This is a genomic window from Streptomyces sp. NBC_01077 (genome assembly GCF_045162855.1).
Taxonomy (GTDB): domain Bacteria; phylum Actinomycetota; class Actinomycetes; order Streptomycetales; family Streptomycetaceae; genus Streptomyces.
The window spans coordinates 9,527,073-9,553,468 of sequence record NZ_CP108669.1; the positions used below are offsets into that span (position 1 = coordinate 9,527,073).

The 26,396-nt window shown below is 67.6% G+C and carries 19 protein-coding genes and 3 pseudogenes; 11 read left to right on the top strand and 11 right to left on the bottom strand.

Annotation, left to right across the window (positions count from 1 at the left end):
* The first annotated feature begins 128 nt into the window (after positions 1 to 128).
* Complete coding sequence (locus tag OG462_RS42790; RefSeq protein ID WP_406053863.1) at positions 129 to 1,331, top strand: IS110 family transposase; 1,203 nt, start codon at positions 129 to 131, stop codon at positions 1,329 to 1,331.
* A gap of 10 nt (positions 1,332 to 1,341) precedes the next feature.
* Here the strand turns inward: OG462_RS42790 and OG462_RS42795 are convergent, their stop codons facing one another.
* The 4 genes from OG462_RS42795 to OG462_RS42810 all read right to left on the bottom strand — a co-directional run bounded on the left by OG462_RS42795 (position 1,342) and on the right by OG462_RS42810 (position 4,151).
* On the bottom strand, positions 1,342 to 1,584 hold the full coding sequence (locus tag OG462_RS42795; protein ID WP_406053861.1) for a hypothetical protein: 243 nt from the start codon (positions 1,582 to 1,584) through the stop codon (positions 1,342 to 1,344).
* A gap of 106 nt (positions 1,585 to 1,690) precedes the next feature.
* Entirely contained in the window at positions 1,691 to 2,503 is an 813-nt protein-coding gene (locus OG462_RS42800; RefSeq protein ID WP_406053955.1) for a hypothetical protein, read from the bottom strand.
* A 502-nt stretch (positions 2,504 to 3,005) separates the two neighbouring features.
* Entirely contained in the window at positions 3,006 to 3,542 is a 537-nt protein-coding gene (locus tag OG462_RS42805; protein ID WP_406053953.1) for a hypothetical protein, read from the bottom strand.
* 339 nt (positions 3,543 to 3,881) lie between these two features.
* Positions 3,882 to 4,151 carry a DUF6296 family protein gene (locus OG462_RS42810; protein WP_406053951.1) on the bottom strand — a complete coding sequence of 90 codons (270 nt, stop codon included), beginning with the start codon at positions 4,149 to 4,151 and terminating at the stop codon, positions 3,882 to 3,884.
* A 1,788-nt stretch (positions 4,152 to 5,939) separates the two neighbouring features.
* On the opposite strand from OG462_RS42810, the gene OG462_RS42815 reads away from it, so the two are divergent.
* Positions 5,940 to 6,470 (top strand): helicase associated domain-containing protein, encoded by a 531-nt coding sequence (locus tag OG462_RS42815; protein WP_406066905.1) that lies wholly within the window; start codon positions 5,940 to 5,942, stop codon positions 6,468 to 6,470.
* Here OG462_RS42815 and OG462_RS42820 read toward each other — a convergent pair.
* Positions 6,396 to 6,866, bottom strand: a pseudogene (locus OG462_RS42820) (hypothetical protein); the annotation flags it as partial. The gene OG462_RS42815 and the pseudogene OG462_RS42820 sit on opposite strands and share 75 nt — an antisense overlap.
* Positions 6,867 to 6,973: 107 nt before the next feature.
* On the opposite strand from OG462_RS42820, the gene OG462_RS42825 reads away from it, so the two are divergent.
* The 3 genes from OG462_RS42825 (at position 6,974) to OG462_RS42835 (ending at position 9,397) form a co-directional block, all read left to right on the top strand.
* The gene (locus OG462_RS42825; RefSeq protein WP_406066906.1) at positions 6,974 to 7,984 is read left to right on the top strand and encodes an IS630 family transposase; all 1,011 of its coding nucleotides are present in this window, start codon (positions 6,974 to 6,976) and stop codon (positions 7,982 to 7,984) included.
* Between the two features lie 502 nt (positions 7,985 to 8,486).
* Positions 8,487 to 8,954: a lamin tail domain-containing protein gene (locus OG462_RS42830; RefSeq protein ID WP_406053947.1), complete on the top strand. Its 468-nt coding sequence runs from the start codon at positions 8,487 to 8,489 to the stop codon at positions 8,952 to 8,954.
* Between the two features lie 251 nt (positions 8,955 to 9,205).
* Positions 9,206 to 9,397: a hypothetical protein gene (locus tag OG462_RS42835; RefSeq protein WP_406053946.1), complete on the top strand. Its 192-nt coding sequence runs from the start codon at positions 9,206 to 9,208 to the stop codon at positions 9,395 to 9,397.
* A gap of 755 nt (positions 9,398 to 10,152) precedes the next feature.
* On the opposite strand, the gene OG462_RS42840 is transcribed toward OG462_RS42835, so the two are convergent.
* Entirely contained in the window at positions 10,153 to 10,482 is a 330-nt protein-coding gene (locus tag OG462_RS42840) for a hypothetical protein (protein WP_406053944.1), read from the bottom strand.
* Positions 10,483 to 10,645: 163 nt separating this feature from the next.
* Between OG462_RS42840 and OG462_RS42845 the strand changes: the two genes are divergently transcribed.
* The 5 genes from OG462_RS42845 (at position 10,646) to OG462_RS42865 (ending at position 19,166) form a co-directional block, all read left to right on the top strand.
* Entirely contained in the window at positions 10,646 to 11,371 is a 726-nt protein-coding gene (locus tag OG462_RS42845) for a hypothetical protein (protein WP_406053942.1), read from the top strand.
* A 2,337-nt stretch (positions 11,372 to 13,708) separates the two neighbouring features.
* Positions 13,709 to 15,736, top strand: a complete 2,028-nt coding sequence (locus OG462_RS42850; protein ID WP_406053940.1) for a M4 family metallopeptidase — start codon at positions 13,709 to 13,711, stop codon at positions 15,734 to 15,736.
* 568 nt (positions 15,737 to 16,304) lie between these two features.
* Positions 16,305 to 16,487, top strand: a complete 183-nt coding sequence (locus OG462_RS42855; RefSeq protein WP_406066311.1) for a hypothetical protein — start codon at positions 16,305 to 16,307, stop codon at positions 16,485 to 16,487.
* Positions 16,484 to 17,356 (top strand): IS3 family transposase, encoded by an 873-nt coding sequence (locus OG462_RS42860; RefSeq protein WP_406053522.1) that lies wholly within the window; start codon positions 16,484 to 16,486, stop codon positions 17,354 to 17,356. The genes OG462_RS42855 and OG462_RS42860 overlap by 4 nt, the downstream gene beginning before the upstream one ends.
* Before the next feature lie 1,561 nt (positions 17,357 to 18,917).
* Positions 18,918 to 19,166 carry an IS3 family transposase gene (locus tag OG462_RS42865; RefSeq protein ID WP_406066315.1) on the top strand — a complete coding sequence of 83 codons (249 nt, stop codon included), beginning with the start codon at positions 18,918 to 18,920 and terminating at the stop codon, positions 19,164 to 19,166.
* A 528-nt stretch (positions 19,167 to 19,694) separates the two neighbouring features.
* On the opposite strand, the gene OG462_RS42870 is transcribed toward OG462_RS42865, so the two are convergent.
* The 5 genes and pseudogenes from OG462_RS42870 to OG462_RS42890 form a co-directional block, all read right to left on the bottom strand.
* Positions 19,695 to 22,358 carry a LuxR C-terminal-related transcriptional regulator gene (locus OG462_RS42870; RefSeq protein WP_406053936.1) on the bottom strand — a complete coding sequence of 888 codons (2,664 nt, stop codon included), beginning with the start codon at positions 22,356 to 22,358 and terminating at the stop codon, positions 19,695 to 19,697.
* 189 nt (positions 22,359 to 22,547) lie between these two features.
* Positions 22,548 to 22,898: pseudogene (locus OG462_RS42875) on the bottom strand (transposase); the annotation flags it as partial.
* Positions 22,899 to 22,951: 53 nt separating this feature from the next.
* Positions 22,952 to 23,203 carry a hypothetical protein gene (locus OG462_RS42880; RefSeq protein ID WP_406053934.1) on the bottom strand — a complete coding sequence of 84 codons (252 nt, stop codon included), beginning with the start codon at positions 23,201 to 23,203 and terminating at the stop codon, positions 22,952 to 22,954.
* 99 nt (positions 23,204 to 23,302) lie between these two features.
* Positions 23,303 to 23,872 carry a hypothetical protein gene (locus OG462_RS42885; protein ID WP_406053932.1) on the bottom strand — a complete coding sequence of 190 codons (570 nt, stop codon included), beginning with the start codon at positions 23,870 to 23,872 and terminating at the stop codon, positions 23,303 to 23,305.
* 613 nt (positions 23,873 to 24,485) lie between these two features.
* A complete protein-coding gene (locus tag OG462_RS42890) occupies positions 24,486 to 24,848 on the bottom strand; it encodes a four-helix bundle copper-binding protein (protein ID WP_406053930.1) in 363 nt (120 codons plus the stop codon).
* Positions 24,849 to 25,289: 441 nt separating this feature from the next.
* On the opposite strand from OG462_RS42890, the pseudogene OG462_RS42895 reads away from it, so the two are divergent.
* Positions 25,290 to 26,383 (top strand): annotated as a pseudogene (locus OG462_RS42895) (IS630 family transposase).
* Positions 26,384 to 26,396 lie beyond the last annotated feature (13 nt).

Here is a 26,396-nt window from a genome sequence, read left to right on the forward strand (position 1 = left end):
ATCGACAGACCGCTAATGAGGGGCTTGAGCACCGGCTTCACCCAAGCCGGAAGAGCTCTCCGTAACGTGGATGTGGCAGCTCGGTGCCCTGGCAAGGCCGGACGAAAGCGTGATGGAGGGGCCTGCACGTGATCGATACCGGCGACATCGACGTCTTCCTCGGCCTGGACGTCGGCAAGGGCGAACACCACGCCACCGCCGTCACGCCGGCCGGGAAGAAGGCGTTCGACAAGCGGCTACCCAACACCGAACCCAAGCTTCGCGAGCTGTTCGCGAAGCTGAAGGCCAAGCACGGAACGGTGTTGGTCGTGGTCGACCAGCCGGCCTCGATCGGCGCTCTGCCGCTGGCCGTTGCCCGCGACATGGGCTGTCCGGTCGCCTACCTGCCTGGATTGACGATGCGGCGGATCGCCGACCTCTACCCGGGCGAGGCGAAGACCGACGCGCGGGACGCGTTCATCATCGCGGACGCGGCCCGCGCGATGCCGCACACGCTGCGGGCTATCGACGGCGAGGACGAGACGATCGCCGAGCTGGAGATGATCGTGGGCTTCGACGACGACCTGGCCGGCGAGGCGACCCGGGTCGCGAACCGGCTGCACGGCTTGCTCACCCAGATCCATCCGTCGCTGGAACGGGTGCTGGGGCCGCGATTGCAGCACCCGGCCGTCCTCACGCTGCTGGAACGGTTCGGATCACCGGCACAGATACGCAAGGCCGGCCGTCGGCGGCTGGTCACCCTGCTGCGGCCGAAGGCGCCGAGGACGGCCGAGCGTCTGGTCGAGGAGATCTTCGCCGCGTTGGACGAGCAGACCGTGACGGTCCCTGGGACCGAGGCGGCCGCACTGATCGTCCCGAGCCTCGCCGGCTCGCTGACGGCCGTGCTTGACCAGCGGAAACTCTTGGCCGGGCGGATCGAGGAACTCCTGGAGGACCACCCTCTTTCCAAAGTCCTGACCTCGATGCCAGGCATCGGCGTCAGGACCGGAGCCCGCATCCTGATCGAGGTCGGCGACGGCAGCACCTTCCCGACCGCCGGCCACCTCGCCGCCTACGCCGGCCTCGCCCCGGCCACCCGGAGCTCGGGCTCCTCGATCCGCGGCGAACAGCCATCCAGAAGAGGAAACAAGCAGCTCAAACGGGCCTTCTTCCTTTCCGCGTTCGCTGCCCTTGGCGACCCGACCTCGCGGGCCTACTACGACAAGAAAATCAGCCAGGGCAAGCACCACACTCAGGCCCTGCTCTGCCTCGCCAGACGACGAGCCGACGTCCTCTTCGCGATGCTCCGCGACGGAACCTTCTACGAACCCCAACCCGCAGGGGCCAGGTGACGGTTCAGACTCACCGGTCAGTCCTCCTCCGGCCGAAGCCGCTGCCGAGCGGCCTCAAGTCATGGTCATAGTCAGGCGCGAACAGCCCAGGAAGTGACTTGGCCAGCGTCCCCGCGATGCGATGGATCGGCGCCCAGACCGCCGGGTCGTCGACAACCCGGCTCAGGTCCGTCATCTGCAGCTTCTCCAGCCAGTCCGACAACACCAGCGCCTCGTCACTCGTGAGCTTGATCGTGACCTGGCTATCACCCATGCACACCCCTACGGCTCGGCCCCACCCTCGACCACACGAACCTACTGGTCCTCGACCTTGACCAAACACATAGGGGCACCCCCCGCACAAAGCACTCCGCCCACCCTCACGCCGCGTTCACCCACTGCTCCGCGACCGACCGCAGCCGCGCAACGTTCCGGCTGCGCCGCTTGCGCCACGTCACCGCCGAAACCCCCGCGGCCAACCGGGACTCCTCACACACCTCACCCGCGATCTGGCGCGCCCGCGCCCGCGTCAGCAAGCCCTTCCGCATCCCCCACAGCAGCAGCTCGGCCAGCTCGGCCTGCGCCGGATCCAACTCCTCGGGGGAGTCCGCGAGTCCACCGGCCACGGCCTGCTCCGCCAGGGCGTTGCGGCACGCGACCTCCGCGACGTTCTCGGCACCTGGACGCTCCGCCAGCGCCGGATCCCACTCCAGCCCCTGAGGGTCGTCCTCCCGCAGCTCCCGGCTCGCGCGGTGCAGCGTCTCCAACAACACGTTCGCGGCGACCTTCTGACTCCGGCGCAGCGGATAGGAGCGCACCACCCCGTACAGGTTCACCACCACGACCTGCCCGACCTCGTCGAAGTCCCGCCCGGGCCGCAGCAGCGACAGCGTCATCCGCACCGCCCCGTCCAACATCGCCTGGACGACCACCCGAGCCGCCAGCCGCGCCTCCGCGCCCTCGCCCGAGGCTTCCTCCAGAAGAACCCCCATCCACCGGTCGCTGTGCTCACGGCCCAGCCGCCGGTCCCGCACGCCGATCCAGCCGAGCAGCTCCTCCAACTCCGCAGGCCCCTCGCCCCGGCGCAGCACGCCGGCCTGCTCCAGCCAGCCCCGCACTCGCTCACCCGAGCCCGGCTCAGCACACACCAGTGCCCACTCGGCGTTCAGTCCCTTGAAGACACGGATGTCCACGACACGGCCCCACTTCCTCGATGACGTGTCGTCGACTGTCCTCAGCGCCCCTGACCCAGAAAGTGACCCAGAGCCATAAAACTGCAGGTCAAAAGGTTGCCCGACCGGCAACCCGACCCAAACCCCAGCCGGGTCACCCCTCCCGGTCCTCTGGGTCACCATCCGATGCGCAAAGGAGTCCCCCGGTTCCGCGTATCAGCGGCCGTTCACCCGAACTGCTCGACCCGCCAGGGAACCCGCCTCGTGACCCGGCTGCTGCTCCGCGCTACAACTACCCCGGCGGCTGGCTACCGCCGGTTTCGTTGGGGGAGCGCCCCAGGGGGCGGCTTCGAGCTGATCGCTCGGGGAGTCTCGGATGCGGCGATGCGAGGCTGCCCCTCACTCTGGGCGTCTCGCTCGGCTGGACGCCACTGACGGCGGGGACGGCGCCAGCGAGGGTCCGCAGCGGCGTCTGCGCACTCGCCCTGCTCGTGTTCCGTGAGGCGTCCCATGAGTCCGCCGTTCATCCGGGCCCTTCCTCACGAGCGGGACGCTGCTTGGAGTGCCCCGGGCACCGGCGGTGCCCGAACCTGGTTGCCCCATCGGCCAACTTGAGCCCGCCGAGCGGGTCGCGCTCGACCAGGGGGCGACGGCATGAGTGAAGGAAGCGCGGCTGCGAGCCGAGCGCGGGTGCCCGCTGTCGACGGAGGGAGCGGCGGGGGTCAGGGAGATCTGTGTGCCGGGGCCTTCGCCGGCGGGGCGGAGATCTTCGGCGGTCACGACGAGGCGGCGGATCCGCGCGCTGGAACGCCATCGAGTCCAGGCTCCGGAAGACGCTGACTCTGAGGTCGTCGGTGTGAGCGGAGGGCTGCGGGAGGGCGAGGGTGCGTTCGGTGGTGGAGCCGTCGGCGAACAGTACGGCTAGGGTGAGCTTGCGGGCGGTCGATCCGCGGCCGCGGATCCGCTGCCCGAGGGTGGTGGTCAGGTCCAGCAACGTTGCCCGCACGAGGAGGACGGGGCCGTACACGTCGCGGTCGAAGGCGCTGGTGGACTCGGGCATGTGTCGGCTTGTCGCACCCCACTGGAGACGCTCAGCCGTGAAGAGGCCCGCCGGGCGCTGGTCGAGGGCGGGATCCGACGTGCGGAGTCTGACGGCCCGATTCCGGACTCGGCGTCCTCGCTGACGTTCCGGAGCCGGGCCTGGCTGGGACGCAGCAGGCGGCGGCGCAGGCTCGGGTGGTTCCAGGGGCGTAGTTCTCCTGGTGGCGGGCGCAGACGAGAGAGTCGCTCGTTCGCCCGGCCCTGGCAGCCTCTGGCCGCGTCGCCGTGGGGGATCGTGAGGCGCCGGTACCCGAACGCGGAGTGCGCTCGCCGGCAGATGAGCCGGGTCGCGTACCGGTCAGGCCGCGGAGCTGGAGGGGCCGGGATCTTTGGGATCGGCGTCGGTGATTCGGCGGGCCAGGACGTGCTGGGCGGGAGCCTGGTGCCCGCCTGTGGCGAGGACGCGGACCTCGTCGTGGTCGCTGATCTCCGCCCGGATGATGCCGGTGGGGTCGGTGTAGACCGGATGGCCGCCGGGGCCTTTGGAAGAGGTGCGCTCGACGGTCACGACGTCCTGGGCCGAACCCGTGTCGTCGGAGAACACCAGCTCGTATCGGAGTGGGCTCATTCCGCTCATTTTACGCCGCAGGCTCGGCTACGCCCCCGGCCGACCGACCGAGAACCCGCTGGTTAGAGTGGTGCCAGGCCGCGCCGCCGCACCAGGGTCGGGCGCGAGACCGGGCCGACTGTCGACCACAGCGTCCCGGGCGACCGACCGCCCCCCGCTCCGTCTCGTCCGGCCCACGGCCGCCTGCCCCGGAAAGCCCCCCCGGCCCTGTCGCGTCCACCAGGATGCGCCCCGCGAGGATGCCGTACGCCCTCCTCTCGAGACGCATTGCCTGCCCCAGGTATTTGCGGTAGGCGACCGTGCGGAGCCATGCCCGGGGGTGCTCCAGCTCGCGCCACTTGTCCGGGAGCAATGTCAGGAACGCTTCGTGCGCGGCGTCAGCCGCGCCGTGCACACTGGCTCCCAGGTTCATCAGGAAGACAGTCACTTTTCGCATCTCGCCGATGTACAACAAGGCATCGAACTCGTCCTGATTCCGAGGCTGCGTCTGGCCGTGGCAGTCCGGATTCGGGATCTCTCCCCGCCATGTGGCCGTGATGGGGGCTGGAACCTCGGTCACAATCACCTCTCTCCGGCCGGGGTCAGCGCCGCCGACCAGAATCTCCACGGCATGCTCGGAGGACCGCTCCGAGAGCCGACTACCCGGGCGGCAGCAGCCTGACCCGCTCCGAGAGATCCTGCTGAGCGAGTTCGGCGCGCCGCATCTCAGCCCGATCCCGGACCGCCTTGTACCCCAGCCGTGCACAGAGCCCAGGGAGTGAGAGCACCCCCGTCACGATCACCGTCACCAACGTCGGATCCACGACCTGCCTCTCGACCTTCTCGGCGCTGTCGTCCGCATCTGGGCCTTAAGAAGTGCCATCACGTCGGGAATGGCGCGCTTGATCAGCTCTGCCTGCGCCGCATCCATGTCGCCGGAGCACTCCTACAGCAGCACTGTTACGTTGTCTGATGACGTGACAGTGCCCCGCCACGGCCTGAGCAACAGGCCGGCCAACGACCTCTTCCTGCCCTCATAGACCACGCCCTCGACAACGTGACAAGGCCCTCACAGCGCATCGAAGCTCCGTCGGCGACAAGCGACGGAGCTTCGATCTTTCCGGTGGCGCCTGACCCGACCAGCACATTTGCAAGATCACACTGACCTTGCAGGAGCCCCGGGGGTCGGCCTGGCCGTGCGGGAGGCCACCTGGCGAGGCACGTGCCGCGCGAAGCCGACAATGCTGCCTCACACCCAGTCAAGCCTGGTTCGTTTTAGAGGAACTCGTCAGAACTGCGTAGTGGAACACGAATTCTGACACTTGCCGTCGTCAGTGGCGCTGCACGTAAACATCCAACCGCAAGTGTACTGATCACGGCAAACGAATCCTGTCTCCGTGCCAGCATCAACAGGAAGGGTCTGCAGGGCATCAATCTCAGACATATTAGCTCCTAATGGATAGTATTTGAAACTTACGCAGCCGGAGAAACTGCCGCTGGCAAATTTCGCCCAGTTGCTGTCGATCTCATAAGATCGCGAGGTGCAACAAAAGGGAGGTTATGGGCGCCCGCGAGCAGTCGTCGTGAGTAGCTGATGCCTAGAAGGCCGATGAAGATCCTATTGAGAGGCCTGCGGGGCCGGACAGATGACCGGCCTGGTGCGCCCAGCGGCTAGAGAAGCTCGGCATGGTCTGGTCGCTGGCCGAAGAGCGGTTCCAGGAGAACCATCAGGCCGCGAAGGCGTACTACCAACAGCACTGGCGTTGTGCGCGCCTCACTGGACGTTGTGCGTGCCTCGGACCGGCGACCATGCTGGACAAGCCGATCGGGCAGTGGTTGTCGTGGCCGGCGCAGTGGCAGCGGCACTTCGCCGCGCTGCGCGGGCTTGTACGCGACGAGGAGGGGCCGGACCAGGTGATGCCGGGGTTCACCGTGCACGGGATGGACGTGGGGAAGTGGCTGGTCCGGCAGCAGACGCCGGGGGTGTGGGCGGCGCTGAACGAGGGGCAGCGCGAACGCCTGGTGGGCCTCGGCGTCGTCCCGCCAGCCCCGTGGTGGCGCCGGGGTGTGCCCGCGGAGCCGTCCACTGCCCCTATGAGCGCCTTCGAGCGGGGCGTGGCCGCGCTGGCTCAGTACGCCCACGCCTCATTCGAGGTGAGGAACCCCGTAGACGTCATCTCATTTGGTGAGTCTGCGGTAGCAGATGAGGGTACAGGCGATGGCTGTGAAGGCGAGGAAGTGCTCTGCTTTGCGTTCGTAGCGTCGGTGGAGTCGGCGGCAGCCGGCGAGCCAGGACATGGTGCGCTCGATGGTCCGTCTGCGGCGGCCCAGTCGTTGTGAGGGCTCGACTCCTCTGCGGCGATGCGGTGGGTGATGCCACGCTCGCGTAACCCTCGCCGCAGGTAGGGGCAGTCGTAACCCTTGTCGGCGTGGAGCTTGGCCGGCTGGCGCCGTCTGCCTCCGCGACGGGAGCGGATCGGCGGTATGCCTCTTGGCCAGAGGGATCAGTGCCTGGCTGTCGTGCAGGTTGGCCGCCGAGACTCCGACGGAGATGGGCTTACCGGTCCGCTCGGTGAGCAAGTGGATTTTCAGAGCCGTACTTGCCCCGGTCGGCAGGATTCGGACCTGTCGGTCCCCCTTTTCAAGGCCCGCATGTTCACCGAGTCGACCGCGCAGCGGGTCCAGTCCAGATCGCCGCCGCTCCCGGCGTTGCGTGGGGCGCGGGTGCTCCCGCACCTCTGCTTACTGACTTCAGCTCGTCGGGGTGAATCTGTGTGAAGTCCCTGACGGGTGAAGGCGGGTGGCTGTATCCGTGAGGTGTGAGATATGCAGATGGGGGCGGGCTGACGCCGACGGGGCGCCGGCGTCGGGAGACGGTTCGGATGCAGGCGGCTGAACTGTTCGAGCAGCAGATCAAGCCGTCGGAAGTCGCACGGCGGCTGCGGGTGAGTGTGAAGTCGGCTTATCAGTGGCACCAGTTGTGGCGGGATGGCGGTGTTCAGGCGCTGGCCTCCCGTGGTCCGAGCGGGTCGCGGTGCCGGCTGTCCCCGCGGTCTTTGGAGAAGCTGGCCGCGTATCTGGAGCAGGGGCCGGCCGCGCATGGCTGGGTGGAGGACCAGGTGTGGACCGCCTCGCGGGTGGCCACGCTGATCGGCAGGAAGTTCCATGTCTCCTACAGCGTCTCGGGTGCGACCCGGCTGATGCACCGGCTGGGCTTCAGCCCGCAGGTGCCCGCCCGGCGGGTCGCGGAGCGCGATGAGCAGGCTGTCGCCGTATGGAAGGAGGCGACCTGGGCGGAGGTAAAAGGGCGAGGGCGGCCTGCGGGGGCTACGTCTGCTTCGAGGACGAAGCCGGGTTCACCCGCAGGCCGCCGCGGGGACGGACCTGGGGCCGGCCGCGGAGTGACCCCGGTTGTCACCATCAGCGGCCGCCGTTCGGGCCGGCTGTCAGTGGCCGGGCTGATTGCAATGCGGCCGGGTTCCCGGACCCGGCTGTGTCACCGCCTGCGGAGTCATCCCGCGGGGAAAAGTGCCCGTCGCAGTATGGGCGAGCGGGACTTCATCGCGCTGATCGACGGTGTCCACCAGCTGGTCGGGGCACCAATCGTGCTGGTCTGGGACCGGTTGAACACCCACGTGTCCCGCAGGATGCAGGCCCTCGTGGCCGAGCGGGCATGGCTGACGGTGTTCCTGCTGCCCGCCTACTCGCCCGACCTCAACCCCGTCGAGTGGGGGCCCACGTCAAACGCAGCCTCGCCAACCTCGCCGTCATGGCCCTCGACCAGCTCGAAGCCCTTGTCCGTAACAGGCTCAAACGCCTTCAATACCGGTCCCACACCCTCGACGGCTTCATAGCGGGGACCGGCTTGACCCTCGTCGAGCAACTATCACCCTGACGAGCTGACGTCAGTAGACGCTACGAGCCGCCACTGAGAACACAGCCCGCCAGCCGTGCGCCGCTCGCGCAGGTGCCCATGCTCGCCCTGGCGTGCGAGAGGCGGCCTGGATGTGCGAAGAAATGTGCAGAATGGCTGTTACCCGGGCTGGTCACGCGGTTGGCGGAGTGCGCCGGGTGCTGCGACCGGTGGTGCGGGGGAGTGTGTAAGGGCTTGCGGTTGATCATTGGGCGGGTGGGTGTAGCTGTCAGTGAATGTCAGGGCCACGTCTGCCGCGTATCTGTGTCCGGTACAGCCGTCGGTTACGGAAATGTCCGTACCCGGTAACGGGCCCCGTGTGGCGCTCTGGCGGGGTGGGCGGGGCGGCAGAGTTCGGGTCCTCGGCCCAGCACCGGACCGGGACCTGCGCCGCTTTCACCAGCTTCTTTCGGCTGGTGGGGCACTGTTTTTGAGGATCGCCCATGTCTGCTTCTTCGACCGCCCGCCGTATCGCCGCGACCGTTCTCGCAGCCGGCGCTATGGTCTCGATCGTCGCCCTGCCGGCCTCCGCCCACGACGGCGACCGTCACCGGACGCCGAAGGTGGAGATCAGCGCCGTCCAGGCCGACAGTCCCGGACGTGACAACCGCACGGTGCGGTCGCTGAACGCCGAGTGGGTCGAGATCACCAACAACACCCGCCACGCGATCAACCTTGACGGCTGGACCCTGAAGGACGAGGACGGTCACCGCTACAAGTTCAACGACTACCGTCTCGCCGGACGTGCCACTGTCCGCATCCACACCGGTGAGGGCCGCGACACCCGCACGGACCTGTTCCAGGACCGCCGCAACTACGTGTGGGACAACCGCTCCGACACCGCGACGCTGCGCGACGACCGCGGCCGCACCGTCGACATCGAGTCCTGGGGCCACCACCACCGCCGCTGACCCCTCCCGTTGATGCCCCCTCCTCCGCCACGTCCCGGGCGGAAGACGGGGCACCGGCGTGTGGTCGGCCGGGTACGTCGAAAGCGGTGCGCGGGCCGGCCACCGCGTATGGGCAGCGCAGGCCCGGGTCGGGGAAATGCTCTGCGTGGTGAGGGGGCGCCGGTGCCGGGAAGACCAAGGCCGGGCGGACCGTCGCCTCTCGTACCTGCACCACCACCCGGGTCGACAACGGCGGAGCGGAGGTGTGCGTCGTGACCTGCACCTTCCCGGGCGGCCAGCTCTCGGTGCAGGGGATGGTCTTCGGCCATCTCATCCCAGGCCCTCCCTCTTCGTTCGGTAAAGGGATCGCCGGCGGCACCGGGGAGTACGACCGGGCTCGTGGCTCGGTTCACGCATACATGATCGCTCCGGGAGCGAGGCGTTTCACGATCGGTCTCGACTGAAAGGCGGGTGCCACCGGGCCCGTTCAGGGCGGCGTGGGGCACTGCTATGTCTTCGTGTTGATCGTGTCCCCCCGCGCCGCTGGCCTCCCGTGGGGAGCCGGGAGGGAGGCGCGGCCATGACTGCCGCGGGCGACGCGGAGCAGGGCCGACGGCCAGGTCGGCGGGTGAGCGGTGCGGAGGGGCCGCGTGCCTTCGCCCTGCCACCGGGACGGTCGGGTACGCCAGAGTCGTGCACGAACCGGTCAACGGCATGTGCATCCGAGGTCAGCGGTGGCCCGCGAGGCGCTGGTCGTCGTTCGCCCAGGTCCCTGTGGACACCGCAGGCCGGGTCGGCGAGCTCGGTGGCACACGCGGCGGCGTGTATGCGGTCGGGGGAGTCCATGTCGGGGATCCACTTGACGCATGAGCCCGGCGGCCGGCGACGGTTGGCCCATCGGATCGGGTCTGGTGGAGCGTCGAGAAGTCGGCTGTGCCGCGGGCAACCACCCGCGGTGAGCGCCGCGACGACGTGGGGCCTGTCACCGGCTGATGGCGGGCCCCATGGTTCGTCAGACGAGCGCGGGACGGCCGACGTCGGTTGATCCCGTGCGCCCTGGGCGTCAGCAAGCACCGCTCGTGCCTCCTGGACGAAGGCGTGACGGCGCTGGGCGACCCCGCGGTCAAGCTCGGAGTCGTGCCTGCGGTCTCCTGACTCGGCCCACGCCAGGAGCGAATCTACGTATTCCGATGCCCTGTCGACTACCTGGTGTGGGCCGTCAAGGCTCAGCGCAGCTCACTTCGGACAACGGAGTGGTGAGGGAGGTAGCGATGTCCCCGGGCTCACCGTCGAATAGCCGACTCCGCACTTCGTCCACCGCGCTGAGGTATTGCACACAGACCTGATACCGCCGGTCGACAGAGCGGACGCGGCGTTGTCCGTCGAGGGTGGCTTGCACGGTCGATATCAGCGCGCCCGCCTGCGCCTGCCCGGGCGCCTCTGCGGCGGCGGCTTGTCGGTGGCCGGCCTTCCACGCGAAGAACCCCGTCGTGATGCTGCCCAAGATGGCCGACCCAGCGGCGATCAGGGCGATCCCCCACTCACTCATGCCGGGATCCTGTCATCCGGGACTGACACTGCGGGGTCGCTTCGAGGGCTTCCGCTGCGAACGCGTTGTCCGGATTCATATGGCTGATCCAATGTCTGCCGGATTGTCAGTGCCGGGCCTTACCTTCGAGCCAGGAGTTCTTCGCGGGCGGAAGGCGGGTACGTTGGCGAACATCGTCTGGCACGAGAAGTGGGGCATCGAGCTGGACCTGACCCGGGATGACCTCGGGCACGAGAGCATCCCGGGGCTGTGGGATCTGCTCTACCAGGAGGCACAGGTCGACGCGCTCAGAAACGTGCCGCTGCCCAAACGCGGTCTGCAGTGCGGCGGCGTGTGCCGCAAGGCGGGCGCCGTCGCGTGGATGTACTTGCGGGAGCGGAACGGGCGCAGGGAGGCTGTGCACGAGCGGTCTGAGGACGAGGCGCGCCATCGGGCACCGCTGTCGGACGAGCACAAGGCATACCAGGAGCGGATCGTCCGTACAGCGCAGAGCGCGGGTTTCCGTGCGGACAGTGAGGTGCGCACTAGTGTGGGTCCTCGGTCATGGATCCAGACCGACACGCTGGTTCAGGGTGAGGGCGGGCGCCTGCTCGGGTGGGAGGTGCAGCTGTCGTCCGCCGGCGTCGAAGGCCCGCGTAGCGTGAAGGCGCGAGCAGCGAAGGCGGCGAAGCATGGGATCACGCCGGCGTGGCACACCGACCGCTCGGACTACGCGAGCCGGAGGGACACCCACTGGACGCGAAGCGACAGCCTGCCGGCGGAGGTGATCGCGAAGTCGGGCGACCTGCGTGTGGTGTCGGGGTTCAGGGCGCTCGACTTCTGGCGTTGTGACCATCGCGCCCTGTACCGGTGCCCGGAGACGCAGCGGCGGTGTGTGAGATGCACGTGACGCCGAAGCCGAGGGACGTGTTCTTCGACGACCTGGTGCGCAAGACGGCGGCTGGACTGATCGTTCCTGTCGAGCACAGCCTGGGGTCGAAGGTGCAGCGGTTCTGGGTGACGGACACGGATCAGGAACGGCTTGAGGACCTCAACAGCGGTCGCCCGGTGTTGCCGTCGGCCGATCCGGAGGACGAGCGGGAGCTTCCCACCGGCGCCAGCCACCGCGCGCCGACGTGTCGGCCGTCCGACCAGACTGCAGCTGTCCCCTCCACCGAGCCCGTCGTGACGACGGGCTCGATTCCGATCCAGCCCTCTGCACCGTCCCGGCCGGTCGGGGCGTGGCCGTCTGCGACGCCCGCCCCTGCGCAGCCGCCTGCACCCCCTGAGACCGCAGCGCCTGCGATTCCTCGGCAGTCAGGGCCGGATGGGGCTGTTGCACCGCTCCATCTGGACTGGCGGGGGAGCGAGCACTGGGCGTCTGAGAAGCGACCGTGCCGGTATTGCTCGGTCGCCACGAACCTTCGAGACGAGGAGGGTGTGCCGTCGCACAAGACCTGCGCGGAGGCTCTGGGGCCGCGGCGTCCGCGGTCTGCCAGCCCTGGCGTGTAGAGGGTCCGCCGAGCGGGTCTGCTCTGGCCCGGCGGGTTGTGAACCACCTTGCTGTCGTCGGCCCCATCGCTCCGGGCGAGGAGGAACCCGGCCGCCGCGACGGTCCGCCGCTGCCTCGAGGAACACCCTGACCGCAGCCGGCCGCGTTCACCGTGGCCGGCGGCCCGTTACTCGCCCGCGCCTTTCCCCGATGGGGCGCAGGAGAGCTCTCCCCGGCTGGGTGCGGAGTCTTGCCGGTCGGCACCAGTCGTGTCATGGCGCCACGCATGAGTGGTGACTGCTCTGGTTGCTCGCAGGACCGCATCCGGAGACTGAACACGTTTGAAGGTCAGCCCGAGCACGGAGGAATTACATGTCAACGAAGTTCAAGGGACGCCGTTACCGGCTCGGCCTGCTGGCAGGAGTCGCATCCGTTGCCCTTGGCCTGCTCGGAGCGCTGCCCGCGCAGGCGGCTGTGGGCGGGGACTGGGTGGGCAAGGGGGGCTGACCGGTTCGATGTGGATCCCCGATAGCGTACTGGTGTGCTCGGGGAGCCCGCGCAACGGCGTCCTCTCGTGACACATAAGCTTGCGTTCAAGGTTTCCCCTCGGCCCTCCGGCCCGGGGGACTTTTTGTGGCGGTTTTTGTCGGCGGAGTGGAGGGGTGCGGGGGGCTGGTGGTGCGGCCGGTCCGGGTGGCATTCTGCGGTTTCGCGGGAGTGCCCAGGATCCTGAGGAAGCGCTGATAGCCGCGGCAGACGCGTCCGGGGTGAGCCGGTCCGGTGTGAGGGGTTTCTCCCGGGGCTGCGTAGATCGCTGGTGAGGGGCCGGCCGAGGCAGGCGACGACTGCACACGTCTGCCTTCACCAAGACCTTCAAGGCCGACATTGCACCGGTGCACCGCGCCTCCGGCGGGAGTCACGCCGTGGTCGCCCGCAGGGGCGAGAACCGCAGACTGGCCGCCGGTTGGCTACATGTGGGCCTTCGCCGCCCTTCCGCCCCAGGCATCACGGGCCCACTGCACCGCTGCCGAGAGGGAGGTGAACGCCACACCCCACCCTGCGTAGCCTCTTCAGCAGGACTCTGCGGCCGTTCTGCGACTGCCTGCAAGACCACACCCTTTTACGACCCTGAGCGAGTTTCACCGGCAACTTCGCACTGGTCGCATGAGCGCCTAACCTTGACCCGGCAGCGATACATGAGATGCCTCATGGGCGACCGGATACCGAGGTCTAGCACGCGCTACGCGTGCCGCCCCGCTGACTGCCTGGCCGCCTTCCGCGGCCTTGCCGTGACCATCTGCTGCTACGAACACCTCATCACATATGGCGCGGTCTTGGAGGGGTAGGAGCCCGAGCGCACCGGAGAGTACGAAGACTGCGCCGGCACGTACGTGGCGAGCACCCGGCCGGTCTGCATCGGTTGCTCCTGCTGCACATGTGCGCTGAAAAGATGCCCTTCAGTGTCGGCCCTGCAGCCGAACCGCCAGTCCACGCCGCCGGCGGTGTATCCCGCCAAGGTCGGCACACTGCGGTGGACCTGTCGTACGTGCGACGCAACACCCCCGCGCGATGGGCGATTTCAAGCCAAGTCGTTGACGCGGTCCTGACAGGGGCTGTACTCGGCTGTCACCCTTCGTCTACTCCGCATCTCGCATGTCGAACGCACCAACGTTCGATCGCTCCACTGCTTTTGCATGCGCCACCCGGCCGAGCCCCGTCCGGTCGGCCGGTACCCCCCTCGCAAAAGGAGTTCGCGTGAGATCCATATCCAGCCGTCGTGCCACCGCGACCGGCGCTCTGATCGCTGCCGCCGCCATGCTCGCCGCCGGCGTGCAGACCGGCTCCGCCACTGCGGCGAACACCTCCTGGACCGCGGCGCCCAAGGCCCAAGCCGGCGGCCAGGCCAACCCCGGCAAGCTCCCGGCCGACCTCACCCCCGCCGAGCGCACCGCGCTCATCAAGGCGGCCGACGCCGGCAAGGCCGCCACGGCCAAGGAACTCGGCCTCGGCGCCCAGGAGAAGCTGGTCGTCCGTGACGTCGTGCAGGACCGCGACGGCACGACCCACACGCGTTACGAGCGCACCTACGCCGGACTGCCCGTCCTGGGCGGCGACCTGATCGTCGCCGAGACCAAGGCCGGCGCGACCACCGGTGTCACCAAGTCCACCCGCGCGGAGCTGAAGAACATCTCCACCTCCGCCACCGTGGCCCCGGCCGCCGCCGAGAAGCAGGCCGTCGGCCTCGCCCAGGCGGACGGCTCGGACAAGGCCAAGGCCGACCGCGCCCCGCGCAAGGTCGTCTGGGCCGCCAACGGCACCCCCGTCCTCGCGTACGAGACCGTCGTCGGCGGCCTCCAGCACGACGGCACCCCGAACGAGCTGCACGTCGTGACGGACGCGAAGACCGGCGCGAAGCTCTTCGAGTGGCAGGCCATCGAGACCGGCACCGGCAACACGCAGTACAGCGGCCAGGTGACGCTCGGCACCGCGCCCTCGTACACGCTGACCGACACCGGCCGCGGCAACCACAGGACGTACAACCTCAACGGCGGTTCATTCGGCACCGGCACACTGTTCGGCAACACCACCGACACCTGGGGCAACGGTCTCCCCTCCAACAGGGAGACCGCTGGCGCGGACGCGCACTACGGCGCCGCGCTCACCTGGGACTACTACAAGAACGTGCACGGCCGCACCGGTATCCGCGGTGACGGCGTCGGCGCGTACTCCCGGGTCCACTACGGCAACGCGTACGTCAACGCCTTCTGGTCGGACTCCTGCTTCTGCATGACGTACGGCGACGGCGCGGGCAACACCAAGCCGCTCACCTCCATCGACGTGGCCGCGCACGAGATGACGCACGGCGTCACCTCCAACACCGCCGGCCTGGTCTACAGCGGCGAGTCCGGCGGCCTCAACGAGGCCACCTCGGACATCTTCGCGGCGGCCGTCGAGTTCTACGCCAACAACGCCAACGACCCGGGCGACTACCTGGTCGGCGAGAAGATCGACATCCGCGGCAACGGCACCCCGCTGCGCTACATGGACAAGCCGAGCAAGGACGGCTCGTCCAAGGACGCGTGGTACTCGGGCCTCGGCGGCATCGACGTCCACTACTCCTCGGGCCCGGCGAACCACTGGTACTACCTGCTCTCCGAGGGCAGCGGCGCCAAGACCGTCAACGGCGTGAACTACGACTCGCCGACCTCCGACGGCCTGCCCGTCACCGGCATCGGCCGGGACAAGGCCTCGCTGATCTGGTTCAAGGCGCTCACCACCAAGTTCAGCTCGAACACCAACTACGCCGGGGCCCGCACGGGCACCGTCGCGGTGGCCACCGAGCTGTACGGCGCCGGCAGCCCCGAGGTGCTCGCGGTCGAGAACGCCTGGGCCGCCATCGCCGTCGGTTCCCGCCCGGGTGGCGGCGAGCCGCAGCCGGGCAAGGTCTTCGAGAACACCGCCGACGTGTCCATCCCGGACAACGGCGCCGCGGTGACCTCGACGGTCAACGTCACGGGCGTCACCGGCAACGCCCCGAGCAACCTCTCCGTCGGTGTGAACATCGTCCACACCTGGCGCGGTGACCTCGTCGTCGACCTCATCGCCCCCGACGGCTCGGTCTACAACCTGCACAACCGTACCGGCGGCAGCGCCGACAACATCGTCCAGACCTACACCGTCAACGCCTCCTCCGAGGTCGCCAACGGCGCCTGGAAACTCCGCGTCCAGGACAAGGCCCGCCTCGACACCGGCTACATCAACAGCTGGAAGCTCACCTTCTAGTACAGCCGTATTGAAGGAACGGCCTGGCCGAGCCGCCCAGGGCCCCGCCGGGACGGGGCGGGCGCTGACCTGCCGGAGGCCGTCCGGGACACGACGCCCCGCACACCTCAGCCCGCCGACGCACATGTCGAACAGCGCCGCCTGCCCGCCACAGCGAGGGAACTCATGAGGGGAGGCCTGTCGGCCAGTCGAGCTGCACGACCGGGACATCCCGGTCGTGCAGCTCGCTGATCACCACGTCGGCGATGGGGTCGTACAGGCTGGTGACGACCACGTGTGCTAGTCACTGGTCGCCGTCGCTCCCTGTGTCGCTGTCCTGGGTGAAACCGTTGGTGTCGGGGCTGGTGCCGGTCGAGGTTCCGTGGCCCGGCATCTGGGCTTGATCCGCTTTGACGGACATCGGAGATCAGGGGCTTGGGCCCCGGAAGGATGATGTTCATCATGGAGAGCATGGGGAAGAAGAAGGCGCGTCCTCGGCGCTCGTTCACGTGGGAGTTCAAGGCCGAGATCGTCGAGCTGTCGCCGGCGGGGTGACCGCTCGGTCGGTCAGGTCGCCAAGGACTTCGACCTGACCGAGACCGCGGTCCGCGACTGGGTCCGCCAGGCCCAGGTCGACGCCGGTGAACGTGACGGCCTGACCAGCAGCGAACGCGAGGAACTGGCGGCTCTGCGGCGGGAGAACCGCCGCTTGCGCGAGGACGTCGACATCCTCAAGCGTGCGACGGCTTTCTTCGCGACGGAGACCCGGTGAACGTGGACCCGTTCACCGAGGCGGAGAAAACAGCAGGTCACACCGTCAAACGGACGTGTGAACTCCTCAAGGTCTCCCGGACCGCCTACTACGCCCGCCGCAACGGCACCCCCGGCCCCCGTTCGGTGAGAGACGCCGAGCTGACCGAACAGATCACAGCCGTCCACCAGCAGTCCCGCGGCACCTATGGCGCCCCGCGCGTCCACGCTGTCCTTCAGCGTGAAGGAGCCGGCTGCGGGCGGCGCCGGGTCGCCCGTCTGATGCGACAGGCCGGCCTGACCGGCCGGCACCGCAGGCGCCGCCACCGCACCACCGTTCCCGACCCGCACACGGTGACCCGGCCTGACCTGGTGCTTCGCGACTTCCAGCCCGACCCCGCCGCGATCGACACCCGCTGGTGCGGGGACATCACCTACATCGCCACCGACGAGGGCTGGCTCTACCTCGCCACCGTCATCGACATCGCCTCCCGCCGCGTCGTCGGCTGGGCCACCGCCGACCACCTGCGGACCGAACTCGTCGCCGACGCCCTCACGGCCGCCTGCCGAACCCGCCGCCCGGCCAGCCCGGTGATCTTCCAGTCCGACCGCGGCTGCCAATACACCAGCAGTGAACTCGCCACCCTGGCAACAGATTTCGGCATCAGGCTTTCAGTCGGACGCACTGGCCAATGCTGGGACAACGCCCTCGCCGAATCGTTCTTCTCCACCCTCAAGAACGAGCTCGGCGACAGCCGGCCATGGCCCAGCCGGGCCGCAGCCCACACCGCGATATTCGAGTGGACCGAGAGCTGGTACAACTTGCACCGGCTCCACAGCAGCCTCGGCTACCGCAGCCCCGCCGAATACGAGACCGCCCTCGCAGCCTGACCACCACACCAAACGTGTCCGTCAAAGCGGAACAAGCCCAATCACCGCTACAGTTCGATCACATCAGCTCTTTCGGCCGGTACGTGTTCCTTCACCTGACCGAGGCCGACTGCTGCGCGAACCATCGGTCGGTGACGATGAGAGCGGGCGATAGGTCAAGGCCGTCAGGTGATGACTCCGGGAGCGCTGGCAAGTGCACTCTGGTCTGCTGAACTTCGGACGGGAAGCGGAGCCCCGATAGAACTGGCAGCCGGCCAAGTCAACCGTTCACAGCACCGGAGGCTCTGCTGTCCGGTCAGTGTGTCATCACGCGTGATCACGGTAGCCAATGGCCTGTTCGCCCACGGGCACCTTGGGGAGCTCGCCCAGATCCACCCGCTTGAGATGGCCGGTGTGGCCCTCGCCGAGACCGGTGCCGTTCAGCAACGGCTGCCGGAGGATCTCCGCCCGGGTGGTGGTTTACCTGCTGCCGGCCGCAGCCCCGTTCGAGGAGTGCGGCTACCCGGCTGTGCGGCGCAAGTTCACTGCCGCACTGGTGCGGGCGCCCTGCTCGACCTGCTGCGCGGACCGGCCACCGCGATCCCAACAGGCTCCCTGACGAGCGAGCTGGAATGTCTCGCTCAATCGCCCGGCAGTCTGCCCGCTACGCGCCTTCGACTGTCGCCCCTCAGGCTTCAACTCGAAGGAGCAATGCAGGGCGAAGATCATTCCGTACTCCACGATCATGATGAGTAAACACTCCACTGTTTCGCATCGCGGAAGGAGGTGACCGGCAGGTCTTTCCGGGGCGAGCGGGCGGGTTGGGGTCAAGGCGACCCCTGTGGTACCGAAGGGGACTTCACGTGATAGGACCAATAGTTCGCGTCAGGCATGCGGGAGCTCAAACTCGCAATTGTCCTGAGGGTTCCGGAGGTCATGGAACGGCCCCCTCTGCAGATGCGAGGCCCTTCTCCTGGGGCAGTCGGATTGGAATGCCGAAGCGTGTAAGCGGCTTTTCGTGCGAGCAGGAGACGCGGCAGAGCGAGGCTGGACGCGCAGGTTCTCACTACGGGGCGTCGGCCCTTCGCGTCGTGTCCGGGTTCACGGTGGCCGACAGGTGCTGCCGCCCCAGGCGCTCCAGCCGTGATTCCTGTCCGGGCGCGGAGCCGGACGGTCTTCTGCAGGCGAGCCGGCGTCGTGGCTGGAGATTCGGCCGACGGACGCCGGCCCTCCAGGCGACGTGTGGATTGGAGCCCTCTCGGTGATCTCTCCAGGCCTGACGGTGCTTGGCCGGATGCGCTGGTCATGGCAAGTGCCGAGGGGGCGGGCTGTCGAGCCTGACGCGAGGGGTGATCGGGCATTCTTCGACACCGGGGAAGGAGTGGAGTGCTTCTGCTTCGCCACTTTCTCGTGAAGCCAGCCCAACGCGAAGAGCACTTCGTACTCCATGATGGCGATGAGCAATCGCTTCTCTGTTCCACATTGCGAAGGGCCAGGGCGGGAGGGCTAAGCGAAGCGGGACGAGCTCGCACAGGATCACCGTGCTTATCCATCGCCTCCCGTAAAACCTACGGCGTCCCGGATCCACGCCGAACTGAGACGTCTGGGCCGGCGGGCGAACCACAAGCGCATCGCCCGGGTGATGCGGGAACGCGACATCCGTGGTGTCACCCGCCGCAAGCGGCGCTCGCTGACCCGGGCGGACAAGAAGGCCCGGCCGTTCTCCGGCAGCGCCGCCCGGCCCGGTTCGCCAGCCGGGTGCTGCCGGAGTGGACCGTCCGTGCACAGCCCCAGCGCAGATGCGGCCAGAGCACGGCAGGCCCGCAGATGACAGGAGCCGTAGCCGGGCAGGTGTCCTGGTCGACCGCCCACAGGTCGCCGCCGGCACCTGGCCGTGGCGCTGCGTCTCTGCCTTCCAGCGGTTGCGGCGCCGGACGCAGCTCCAACTCGTTGGTGCGGGAAGGCCGTTCAGGGCGGACGTGGCAGCGTCGCTCCTCCGTCATCCGGGTCGCCTTCAACGGCTCGGCAGCGTGCACGAAGTCGCTCTTTCCTGCTTCAGTGGCCCGCGTCTCCTGGCACCGCTGATCGTGGACGGTGCACAGATCCCTTTCTCCCATCTGGGCCGTTTCCAGTCGGGCACGACCGCGCACCAGGGACAGACCGAGTGCCGGGGCGGGATGCGGATCACGTCATCGTGGAAGAGCGCATCGCAGCCGGGGCCGTTGATCAGAGCGGTCAGTCATCTCCAGCTGGTCCCGGGCCTCACGCCAGTCCGGATCAGGAGCGCCGGCAGCCGGCGAGCCCTTCACGCCTCGCGCTGGGCCGGGCGAAGCCGGGCAAGGTCATGGGGCAGCTCCTTTTAGGGTGCATCCGCCTGGCTGAGTGTCTGAGCAAGTTCACGTCGGTTTGTGACACCAAGTTTGGTGTAGGCGTGCTGCAGGTGGTTGTCCACTGTGCGCACTGACAGGTGGAGGCTGGTAGCGATATCCCTGCTGGACATGTCTCTCGCAGCCAGGTGGGCGACCTCCTGCTCGCGGCGCGTGAGTACTGCCGTGCTCTCAGCCCGGGCAAGCAGCTCGGTGCGGACTCCTTGGCAGCGGTCCGCGCAGGCTTTGCCACGCTGCTCGGCGGCTGTGGCGTGCCGGGTTCCTCCGCGCCGCCGCCAGGCCACGGCGGCTGTATTGAATGCCTCGGCGGCGAGGAGGTCTGCTCCGGTCTCCTGTAGTTCGCCGGCAACCTCCTCGAGCAGCTCGGGGGCACCATCAGCGAATGCCACCGCCAGGTGGGCGCGCGCTGCGGCGAGGTTCCCGTCGCAGGCATCGGCCAGTTGCGACAACCGCGTCACGACGTCGGGAGCACCGCCGAGGCGGGCGGCTTCGGTCAGGAGAAGGGCCTCGGAGGTGGCGTACCCCGCATCTTGGGCCGCCGCAGCCGCCTTGAACAGCAGTTTCCGGGCCTGTCCCAGATGGCCTTGGGCAGCCTGGACCCAGACGTCCCCCAGGGAATCCTCTCCCACGAGTATTCCAGAGGCCGGATGCTGCTGACTCTCAGCAAGAACGGCTTCGGCGGCCGGCAGGTCACCGAGCATCGCAGCAGCCGCGGCAAAACCGGAGTCGATCAGCCGGGTGCCGAACATGTCGTTCTGCTTATGGGCCTCCCTGGAAGCCTCGTCATAGAGGTCGCGAGCCTCCCTTATACGCCCGGCGAAGAATTCGCTGCGTGCGGTGAAGAACAGACCCCACAGATACGTCACCGGAAGGTGCTCGGACAATCCGTGAGTGATTACTTCCCGACCTACCGATCGTGCTTCCGTGAACCTCCCCAGCTCACTCAGTGCAATTATCAAGGGAACACGCTGGAAGATGGGCTGCTGAAACTGTGATTCCCGCTCCAGCTCGGTATGCACCGCATGGGCGTGATCGGCGACACCAAGCGCGAAGAGACTCTTTCCGGCAAGGGCACTGTACGTCGCCCGCATGAGAGAACCATAAAGCCACGCATCAAGGACTTGCGGGTTCGCAATATCCTTCTCCAATTCGTCCACCGCTTCGAGTAGTCGCAAACCCGGGACCGGCTCTCCTGCCGCACAGCGATGGATCCCCTCATTGACCTGGAGCGTTCCCCTTCCGTGCCCCTCTCCGACTCTCTCCTGGGCGCGCATGAGAACATCCAGGGCCTCTTTCATGCGGCCCTGCATCTGAAAATTCATGTTCCATTCTTGAGCGCTGCGCACAATTTCATCGTCGGTAGCAGCAGATTCATAGGAGCGAAGGAAATGGATTTCCGCCTCGTCGAATTGCTTCAGACTGGAATGCGCTTCGCCGAGAAGCAGGTGTGTTGCGTGTGTGTGCTGTTCGGGTGGCAGGGCCTGCAGTAGATTGATGACCTGCCTGTAGTCATGGGCATGGCGGGCCAGGCTGGCGGCTCGGATGAGGAGGTCCGGCGCGGCAGTGCCCTCACTGGCCAACTGCAAGACTGCCAGATTCAGGGGATCGCCGCGGCGCCGGATACCGTGACTCTTCACCCGCTGAGCCTCTTCCACCTGCAGAGACCGGCGGCGCACACGGGGTATTTGATCACGCAGGACCTCGCCGTACAGCGGGTGCGAAAACTGCACTGCAAATCGGCGCCGGTCGGTGGTGACCCGGATCAGCCCTGTCTTCTCCAACTGCATCAGAATCGCCGTGGAGGCCTTCGCCTGTGCATCGGCCAGCGGCAACGGCTCAGTCAGTGCCAGCAGCTCAAGCACCGGACGGGCATTCGGATCGGCTTCCTGGAGCCGGGTGCTGATGAGCTCGGCAAGCTTGGGCGTGCCCTGCACTCGGTCCCCAGCCAGTTCCCAGGCGCCCTTGTCCATGCGCAGGGTTCCGGCCTTCAGCGCACCGCTCACCAGCTCCCATAGAAACAGTGCGTTGCCCCCGCAGACAGCGCGGAGCCGGTGCAGGGTGTGCCGTCGGATCCTGCCGCCCAAAGCTGCGCCGAGCACCGCTTCCGTCTGCTGTGGGTCGAATTCCGAGAGATCGATGCGGTGTACTGCCTCCCCGCTGGTGAGTGTCTGCACCGCTTCGCTCACTGGTTCTCCGGTGCGGACGGTGCCAACGACCCGGACCACTCCGGCATCGGTCAGCTGCTGAAGCAACATGGCCGATGCCGCGTCCAGGAGTTGCAGATCGTCTATCAGGAATGCCCACCGGGAGCGCTGTGGCCCGGCCAGGGCGTTGACGACTGCCTTGAAGGCTTCCACTGGCTCAGCCATGTCGACATCGGCCGGCAGCAAGTGAGCGATCGCGCCCAACGGCACGGTACCTGCCGCTGCGGTAGCCGTCGCCCGCCCCGTTTTGAAGTCAGCCTTGCCCGCCCTGGCTATGCACTCCTCAGCCAGTCGCGACTTACCCACCCCGGGCGGCCCGAAGATCGCCACACCGCGACAGCGCCGGTCCGCCCACACCTGCGCAAACTGTCGCAGCTCTTCGTCCCGGCCTGTCAGTGGCCATCGCGTCGTTGCACGTTCGTGAACAGCCATGAAAGCCTCCTGTGCGGCGCTCCCGAGCCTCCGGAACACCCTGGCCTTGTGCCTCCAGGATAGTGACCGGGCAAATACCTGACACGCTGGCGCCGAGGTGCGCTGCGATCCCGTGGCGAAGCGGCGGTGCATGTCCGCCTTGGCGCCTCCAGCTTGATCTTCAACCTGTGCGGCGTAGGCGAGGAGGGGCTTCCTCGCTTTCAGTTTCGCGGCGTCTGATGTGCGGACTGTGCGGACGCAGTGGCGTGGGGTGGGCCGGACGCTCATGTGTCCGGGCGGTCCTCCAGGGCCGGGGCGGGAGGGCTTCGGTGCTTTGGCGGGACAGGTCGCCTTCGGGCGGAGGACCGGAGACCGCGACGGACTCGGGCGGGGCGAGCCTGCCGGGCGGGGTCGGCTTCTCCCACGGCCGAAGATCGGCCGCCAGCGGGCAGGCGAGCCGGAGCTGGGTGAAAACCGTGAAGATCAGCCAGGTCCAGCGGCCGTCGGCTTCGCGCGCAACTTCGGGCAGGTCCGGTTCAACAGCCGGAAGGTGTGCCCGATGCACCGTGGGAATGCTTGCAGAGATTGAAGGCATTCGAGGATTCCGGCAGCACCTACGGCCGCCGGCGTGTTGAGGCTCCGATGCCGGCTGCGGGAACGTAGTGGGCGTAGGCATCGACGAGGTCGCCCCAGACATGGCGGACCGTGATGGACCGCTGGGAGACGTTTGAGTGGAACTGCTGCTCGGGACCTGGCTCCTGGTCGACGTGGTAGATCTCCACGTGGCCGAGACCGTCGTGGTCGAGGTTCCGCTTCAGCCGTCCCGAGCGGGAGCGGGTTCTCGCGCCGATGGCTCCAGTAGGCACTGCCGTTCCGCTCCAGGGCGGCCGTCGGCCGAGCCCGTCAGCGAATCGGCGAGCGGTGCACCGGCGCGCGGGCACCGGTGGTAGGACGGAGCGGCCGGGTCAGAAGATTTCTTTGGAGGCGAACGGGGACAGCTCGGTTCGCGCCGCTTCCGCTGCTTCATAGAGTTCGGTCGTTTGGCGGACGGTGTTGTCCAGGGCGTCGACTACGGCTTGCAGCCTTGCCTCGGCGTTCTGGTTGAGGCCCTTTCGGTCGAGCTTCAGGCGGCCGGCCTCGTGCTCGGCTTTCAACCAGGAGGTGCAACAGTCCACAATGCCTGCGAGCGCTCTGGAGCTGCTGGACACGTCGTCGATGATCCGCTGGACATCGGAGGCATAGCGGAGGCCGTTTCTCTTCTCGACGGCGGTGGACAAGGTGTGCAGAGACATAGCCCATACGTCGGTGAGGCGCCTGGTGCGCTCTGAGGAGTGGGGGTTCTCCGGATTCAGGTCCACAAGGTCCAGGCCGGCCTCACGAATGACGTTCAGTACGCCTTCGGCCCAGTCGAGTGACTCAATTCGCGCTGGAATCTCCAGACTGTCCCACTCGAGACCTCTGCTCAAAGAGGCGTTGACGACGGCCAGCCGCCTCTTGAGGTCGATGCGCGGATCCGTGACGAACTTCTCGCTCATGAAGATTCAGACCCTCCTTCCACCACCATGCCGGTGTGCGGGTCCAGCCACTGCGCTAAATCGCAGCAGGACCATTGATCCCTCACGGTCCCGTCGCCCACAGGACGACTCCGCTCTCCGGCAACACGCTCGATACCCCCTGCCGGCCCGCGGCGGGTTGTCGTGTGATGCTGCGGTGTCACCGGGTTTTACGGGCCGAGGGTGCTGACTGTTCTCGTCTCTTGTCTTCGCCGGGCCGGGCCGACGATCAGGTGATGGCCGGAAGACCAGTGAGGCGCCGCCAGGCGGTGGTGAAGGCATCTGCCCAAGGCAGGATGATCTCGGCCGGGCGGGCCACCCCGCAGCCGGATGGGCTTCGACTACTCCACTTCGCCCTCGACGACCACCATTCGTGATCTCAGAGAAGGCAGGCCGTCCACGGCCGTCTGCGGAAATCGGGCGGGTACGGAGCCCGGAGCACCGGGCAGCAGCGGACACCGCAGAGCTCTTCCGGAATGCCGGACGGTTCCATTCGGAGATCGCTCGCTTGCTGACGGAAATCTGCAGCGCGGCGGGAGGCACGCCCCGAAGGCTGGGGCACCCTGCCGGAGCCCCAGCCTTCGCATGCTGTCTGCTACATCGCATCGGCCATCGAGCGGCACATCTCGGCGCAGCTGCGACACGCCTCGGCGCAGCGCATCAGTAGGGCATCGTCGGGCATGGACATACAGGCCTCCGCGCACATCTCGCAGGCTTTGGAACACAGAGTGCACATCTCGGCTGTCATGGGTGAGCGCCGCATCATCATGTCAGCGCACATGCGGGTCAGCTCGGAGCAGTCCATGAGCGCACGCATGATCTGCGTCTGGGCATGGCCGTCCGTGGACATGCAGGCGCTCAGGGACTCTTCACACACGGTGTGGCAGGACATGCACGCTTCGATGGCGTTCTGCATCTCGACGCTGAGCGGGGATACGGCAGACTGCTGCTGAGCCATGATTCCTCCTCGGACCGTTGGAAGCCGGATGCCGGCCGCCATGCTCCCGTTCTACGCCCCGCCGCTCATGTCCACCATTTGAGAGTGGGCGTACTCGTGGGTCCAGGTATCTGCTGCAGCGGCGTCTCCGGACGTGCGTCGGCCGCAGCTGCGGACGACGTTGTCGAGAGTGCGTCGAGCGGCGAACCCGCACCGGTGTCTCCGGTGCGGGGGCGGGCGGCTGCGTGGGACGGGTTACGTCGTGCTCAACGGTGCGGCCGCATGCTGTTCGCAGCTGGCTTGGTTGCCGCTGCTGGCTGCAGGGGCCTGTCCTAGGCCCCTGCGTGGGACACATTGGGGATGCCTGCCGTGTCAGCCCCAGAGGACCACAAAATCGTCTATTTCCGGGTGAGTGCCCGGTACTCTACTGACCTGAGTCAGAGGTTTGTCGTTAGTTTGGGTATGAGTCGTCCGGGTTCGAAGATTCCGCCGTTGTCAGTGACTGATGCCCAGCGGGTTGTGTTGGAGGGCTGGGTGCGTCGGCGCGGGTCGTGTTGGAGTGTGCGGACGGCCACTCGATCATGGACGTGTCCCGCCGGCTGCGGATCGCTCCGGACACGGTCCGCACCTGGCGGCGGCGCTTCTTGGAGAACGGTCTGGACGGCCTGTGTGACGAGCCCAGGCCGGGTGTCCCGCGGAAGATCACCGACGCGGACGTGGAACGGGTGATCATCAGGACGCTCGAGGAGACACCGAAGAACGCAACACACTGGTCGACGAGGTCGATGGCGGCGGCGACGGGCATGTCGCAGTCGACAGTCTCAAGGATCTGGCGGGCGTTCGCGCTGGCACCCCACCGGTCCCAGACCTTCAAGCTGTCGACCGACCCGTTCTTCATCGACAAGGTCCGCGACGTCGTCGGCCTCTACCCCGACCCGCCGGAGAAGGCCCTGGTCCTCTGCGTGGACGAGAAGTCGCAGATCCAGGCCCTGGACCGGTCCCAGCCCGTCCTGCCGATGATGCCCGGCGTCCCCGAACGACGCAGTCACGACTACATCCGCGCCGGCACCACCACCCTCTTCGCCGCCCTCGAAGCCGCGACCGGCAAGGTCATCGGATCACTTCACCGCCGCCACCGGGCCATCGAGTTCAAGAAGTTCCTGGCCAAGCCCGACAAGGAAGTCCCGGACGACCTGCAGATTCATCTCATCCTGGACAACTACGCGACCCACAAGACACCCGACATCAAGAAGTGGCTTCTGGCACACCCGCGGTTCCACCTGCACTTCACACCCACGAGCGCGTCATGGCTGAACCTGGTCGAGCGATGGTTCGCCGAGCTCACACAGAAGAAGCTCAAGCGTGGCGTCCACCGCTCCGTCCCGGCCCTCGAACGCGACATCCGGTCATGGCTGGCCGACTGGAACAACCAACCCAGACCCTTCGTCTGGACCAAGAGCGCCGACGAGATCCTCGACAAAGTCGCCGCCTACTGCCACCGAATCTCTGACTCAGGTCACTACCCGCACGAGGCGACCTCAGAGGGTGTTCGGTAGCGGTATCCCCCTA

Coding starts and splice junctions, on each gene's coding strand:
- OG462_RS42870 (WP_406053936.1), bottom strand. CDS start 22,358: ATGGCTGTTCACGAACGTGCAACGACGCGATGGCCACTGACAGGCCGG.
- OG462_RS42805 (WP_406053953.1), bottom strand. CDS start 3,542: ATGCCCGAGTCCACCAGCGCCTTCGACCGCGACGTGTACGGCCCCGTC.
- OG462_RS42840 (WP_406053944.1), bottom strand. CDS start 10,482: ATGAGTGAGTGGGGGATCGCCCTGATCGCCGCTGGGTCGGCCATCTTG.
- OG462_RS42815 (WP_406066905.1), top strand. CDS start 5,940: ATGCTGGACAAGCCGATCGGGCAGTGGTTGTCGTGGCCGGCGCAGTGG.
- OG462_RS42795 (WP_406053861.1), bottom strand. CDS start 1,584: ATGGGTGATAGCCAGGTCACGATCAAGCTCACGAGTGACGAGGCGCTG.
- OG462_RS42885 (WP_406053932.1), bottom strand. CDS start 23,872: ATGAGCGAGAAGTTCGTCACGGATCCGCGCATCGACCTCAAGAGGCGG.
- OG462_RS42890 (WP_406053930.1), bottom strand. CDS start 24,848: ATGGCTCAGCAGCAGTCTGCCGTATCCCCGCTCAGCGTCGAGATGCAG.
- OG462_RS42810 (WP_406053951.1), bottom strand. CDS start 4,151: ATGAGCCCACTCCGATACGAGCTGGTGTTCTCCGACGACACGGGTTCG.
- OG462_RS42830 (WP_406053947.1), top strand. CDS start 8,487: ATGTCTGCTTCTTCGACCGCCCGCCGTATCGCCGCGACCGTTCTCGCA.